The sequence below is a fragment of the Phenylobacterium sp. CCH9-H3 genome (assembly GCF_001557235.1).
Lineage (GTDB): Bacteria > Pseudomonadota > Alphaproteobacteria > Caulobacterales > Caulobacteraceae > Phenylobacterium.
Window position 1 is genome coordinate 1 of record NZ_LSJI01000284.1, and the last position, 4,880, is coordinate 4,880.

Annotated in this window: 4 protein-coding genes; 2 read left to right on the forward strand and 2 right to left on the reverse strand. The window is 66.4% G+C overall.

The genetic code is table 11. The features are described 5' to 3' along the window. The coding region (locus AX721_RS25450) for an NAD(P)/FAD-dependent oxidoreductase (protein ID WP_068878764.1) at window positions 1-875 on the forward strand (875 nt) is incomplete at its 5' end. 52 nt (window positions 876-927) lie between these two features. Here AX721_RS25450 and AX721_RS25455 read toward each other — a convergent pair. Further along, the gene (locus AX721_RS25455) at window positions 928-1,500 is read right to left on the reverse strand and encodes an MgtC/SapB family protein (protein ID WP_197422717.1); all 573 of its coding nucleotides are present in this window, start codon (window positions 1,498-1,500) and stop codon (window positions 928-930) included. Between the two features lie 363 nt (window positions 1,501-1,863). Between AX721_RS25455 and asnB the strand changes: the two genes are divergently transcribed. Further along, window positions 1,864-3,828, forward strand: coding sequence for an asparagine synthase (glutamine-hydrolyzing) (asnB, locus tag AX721_RS25460; protein ID WP_068878765.1), 1,965 nt, complete (start codon window positions 1,864-1,866; stop codon window positions 3,826-3,828). A 119-nt stretch (window positions 3,829-3,947) separates the two neighbouring features. Here the strand turns inward: asnB and AX721_RS25465 are convergent, their stop codons facing one another. Continuing rightward, window positions 3,948-4,565, reverse strand: coding sequence for a cytochrome c (locus AX721_RS25465; RefSeq protein ID WP_068878766.1), 618 nt, complete (start codon window positions 4,563-4,565; stop codon window positions 3,948-3,950). Window positions 4,566-4,880 lie beyond the last annotated feature (315 nt).

The following is a 4,880-nucleotide window of genomic DNA, read 5'->3' on the forward strand; positions in this document are numbered from 1 at the left end:
CGGGGCCCGCCGGCCTGACCGCGGCTATCTATCTGACCCGCTTCCGGCGCTCCGTGCTGTTGGCTGACGCTGGCGCCAGCCGCGCCGCCCTGATCCCGCGCAGCCACAACGCGCCCGGGTTCCCCGACGGGGTGAAAGGAGCGGATCTGCTCGAGCGGCTGCGCCGCCAGCTCGCGCACAATCCGCCGGACCTGGCCGGCCGCGTGCAGTCGATAGAATCCAGGGAGGGGCTGTGGCGGGTCGCAGTTGACGATCGTCAGCTGCGCGCACGCAAGGTGCTCCTGGCGAGCGGCGTGGTGGACCGTCGCCCACCGATCCCCGATGTCGAAGCCGCCATCACCCGCGGTATCGTCAGGTTTTGCCCGATCTGCGACGGGTTCGAAGCCCTGCTCGATCGGATCGCAGTGATCGGCGATGACGACCATGCCGCGCGTGAAGCTCTATTCCTACGGACCTACAGTCCCTGCGTGACGCTCCTTTCCTTGGGCGGGAGCGCTCTCGTTTCGAGCCCCCTCGACGCCCGTCTGGCCGAAGCCGGCGTGCGCCACCAGAGGGTCGAGCCCGCGAGCCTACGGTTCATCGGCGATCAGCTCGCGGCCACGACGCAGGCGGGAGAGGCGTTGGACCCGTTTGACGTGGTCTATGGCGCGCTCGGCGTCGAGCCGCAGAGTGAGCTCGCGGATCAAGCCGGAGCCGTGCTGGACGACAACGGCTGCATCCTCGTGGATGCGCATCAGGAGACGTTTCTGCCGGGCCTTTACGCCGCCGGCGATGTCGTGCGCGGCCTCGACCAGATCAGCGTCGCCATTGGTGAGGGCGCCATAGCCGCGACGGCGATCCACAACAGCCTGCCCGAGCTGCATATGCCGGCGTGATGCTCAGCTGGCGCTCATCCAGTCCTGATCGAGCAGATCCTGGCCCGCTCCATTAGTCAAGACGGTCTTCGGGAAGGCTCCCGCCTTGCAGCTGCACCCCCGATGAGCTCGATGGCGTCGGGCCAATCCGACTATCAGGCGACGCGTCACTGGCTGCAGAGCCGGCAAGGCTGGTGCGCAGCGCTTCGGCCCGGGCGCGATGCGACAGCCGCGACCATCCGGGCACGCGATGGAGTTCAAGGATGGCCAGGATCAGAACCGATGTGATGGCCGCCAGGTGGTAGAGGCCGTAGGCGGTGCTCAAGCCGACCGCCGCAGACGCCCAGAGGGTCGCGGCTGTGGTCAGGCCAGTGACGCGGCCGGCGTCGCGCAGGATGATCCCCGCGCCGATGAAGCCGATTCCCGTCACGATGCCGGCCGAGATGCGTCCCTGATCGCCGATCGCTGCGGAAATCAGCCCGAAGGCGCAGGCGCCGAGAGCCGTGGCCATATAGGTCCGGATCCCCGCTTCGCGACCGCGGCGCTCACGCTCCCAGCCGATCAGCGCACCCAGCACGGCGGCCAGGGCGATGCGCCCGATGTCCACGAACCACGGGCTGTCGCCCAACATCGTCGGATCGCTCATGACGCCCTCCTGAACTTCCGCGCCGCGAACCTGCGGCCAGCCCTAGTCACCTCTGCGGTCGCTCTGCAAGCGACGGTCGACCAGTGCTTGCCGCTGATGGGACGAGCATGGCTCCGGCGTGAATTCCGCTCCACGGAAGAAGCTATCCTTGCACGCGGAACAGGCTGAGGGATGCCTGCCGGTCCGCGCGTATCCTTCACAGCACAACGGAAGCCCAGGGGGGCGGTCAAGTAGACAACTGAGGCTGCACCGCCCTGGTGGTCACCGCGCGCCCGATCTAACGAGCGGGAGGGTCTTCCAGCCGAGTTCGTGCCCAAGAGCTAGCTAGACCGGACTTCATCACTCGAGAGCGGAGACCGTTGCGTGTGTGGAATTGCGGGGTGGTATCGCCGCCGTGGACGTCCCGTCGATCAGCGGATTGTGGTCCAGCAGTGCGACAGCCTCAAGCATCGCGGCCCGGACGACAGTGGTTCGTTCGTTGATGGCGATTTCGGCTTCGGCATGCGGCGGCTCAGCATTGTAGACGTCGACGGCGGGCGCCAGCCCATGTTCGCGGGGGCAGGCCGATACGGTGTGGTGTTCAATGGCGAGATCTTCAACCACCCGCAACTTCGAGCGGAACTGCAAGCCAGCGGCCATGTCTTTCAAACCCGGAGCGACACGGAAACGCTGTTGGCCGCCTACCTCCAGTGGGGCGACCAAGGGTGGGAGCGGCTGGAGGGCATGTACGCGGCCGCCATATGGGATCGGCACAGCCGCAGCCTTACCCTCGCCCGCGATCCCATGGGCATCAAGCCGCTCTTCATAACCGAGCAGCACGACGGCCTGGGCTTCGCGTCGGAACTGCGGGCGCTCCAACGGCTTCCCGGCCACGCGTTCGACCTGGATGATCGCGCTGTCCACGACTTCTTCACCTACGGCCACGTGCAGACGCCGCGCGCCATCTTCCGGCAAGCCAGGGCCGTTCCCCCCGGGCATGTCCTGCGGATCGGGCCTGAAGGTGAGCCGCACAGTCACGCCTTCTGGCGCCCACAATTTCGCGCCGTGGGCGGCCGATCACGCACGAGCTGGGTCGAAGAGACCCGAACCCGGGTGCTCGGCACGGTGGAGCGGCATATGATGTCCGATGCGCCGGTGGGCGTGTTTCTGTCCGGCGGCGTCGACTCAAGCGCCATCGCCGCCGCTATGGCTCAAACGAGCGCACGCCTCGTTAAGGCCTTCACCATCGGATTGCCAGGGTCGGCCCTCGATGAGAGCGCCGCGGCGCGACAGGTCGCCGGTCACCTTGGGCTGGACCACGTGGTCGTTCCGCTCTCGCCCCAGGCGGCAGCCGACGTCCTCCCGCACGTCCAGGGCGCCTTCGACGAGCCAACCGCGGCAAATTCGGCGATCCCCCTCTGGTATCTCTCGCGCACTGCCGCTGAGCATGTGAAGGTGGTGCTGTGCGGTGAGGGCGGTGACGAACTCTTCGCCGGGTACAAGCGCCAACGTAACGCCGAGTTGGTGCACCGTTGGGCGCCGCTGCTGCGAACGCTGAGCCCGCTGGCGCAAGCGCTCGAGCAGCGGCCCGCATCACGATATCGCGCGTGGAACTATCTCATGCAGAATTCTGGCCGCGTACGCGAAGTGCTGGCCCTCGACACGGGGTTCAAGGCTTTCTTGTCCGCCACCCAGATCACCTCTCCCGCTCAGCGTCGAACGCTCCTCGAACCGTCGTTCCGGGCCAGGGTCGCTGCAAGCGAAGACCTTGATCGCCTGGAGGCCGAGGTGTTCGGTGATCCCGCGCTTCGCCGGCTACCGCACCTTGAGCAGTTCATGTTCGGAGATCTGACGCATCACTTGCCAGCCTCGCTCCTGATGCGGCTGGACAGAGCGAGCATGGCCCATTCGCTCGAGGCGCGCGTGCCTTTCCTGTCGCACAAGTTCGTCGACTGGAGCCTCACTGTTCCGACGGACATGAAGCTCAGATCCACTCGCGCGTTCTCTGGCAAGACGGGTAAATATGTGCTGCGGAGCGCCGTCAGGCCTTGGCTGCCCGCCGGAGCCGTTGATCGGCGAAAACGCGGGTTCCAGCTGCCGCTCAGCGACTGGTTTCTCGGCGACTTCAGCCTCTTTGCGAGAGATGCCTGGCTGTCGAGCGGCGCGGCGCAAGCCGGTTACCTGGAGCCCAAGGCGGTGAACGCGCTGTTCGACGCTCATCGAGCGGGCGCTGCAAACCACGGCCGAGTTCTCTATGCGATCGCCATGTTCAGCTGTTGGTGGATCCAGCAGGCGCAACTGCGCGCCAACGCGCCAGCGGGATCCGGCGCGTTGGAATATGGCGACTGAGGTCCACGCCCAAAATGCGCACTCTCCGGTCGATTGAACCTGACGATGCGGACAGACTCTCGCAGCTGACGCGCTTGGCCGCTGTCATTCTCGGCCCGGAGCTCTCGCCCCTTTGCACCTCAATGATGCCCAGCGGCCTCGCCTTCCTTGGGCTGCATGCCCGGCATATCCGCCATCATTTCGTCGTGGCCCCCCGGGGCGGCGGCCACCGTCGCCTTGTACTGGGCGGGCGTCATGTTCGGCAGAGTCCGGATAAAGGCCACCATGTCCCAGATCAGTTCATCGCTGTGCGTGCGGCCCCAGGCCGGCATGGCCGTCATCTTGACGCCGTGCTTGATCGTCCAAAACTGTTCGGCCGGCGAGTGCTGCCCGCCGTGCGCGGCAAGCAACGGCGCCGCCGGATAGAGGCCTTGACTGAGTTCGGTCTTCTCCATGCCGGGCGCCAAATGGCAGCCGCTGCACATCTCAGCATAGAGACCCGCGCCAGTCGCGATTCGCTTCGGGGCGCTGAGATCTGCCGGGACATCGATGTTGCGCGCACGCACGGCGATCGAACGGTCGCGCAGGTTCTCTATGAGCCAGTAGGTCGGCTTCATGTGCGGCGCATCCGCGCCGATGTTGTAGACCCCGGCGTAGATCACCGCGCCGGCAACCCCGCCAATCACGAGCGCTGCGGCGGCCACGAACGGCCAGCTGGGCAGGTGTCGCTTGAAGTCAACCCGTTGTCGCTCGGCCATGAGGCTCCCCCTTAGGTGTCCGAAACAAGCTGCAGCCGCCCTGCTGGCTCTTGGGATACGCGCGGTCGAGGCTGACGCCCTCACGATGAGGGATGCAGAACCTTGGCCGCGTATTCTCTAGGGCGACCCATCGCACCCCCATCTGGACAGACAAGGCCGCCACGACATTCTAAACCGAGCAAGGAGACAACCCATGATCAACCGCAAGCTAGTCTTAGGCGCCCTGGTCGGCATCGCGGGGCTGGCGATGGCGGCTTGCGGTCGCAAGGAGGCGTCAGCGCCACCGGTCGACGCCGAGCCGATCCCCGCCGCGGA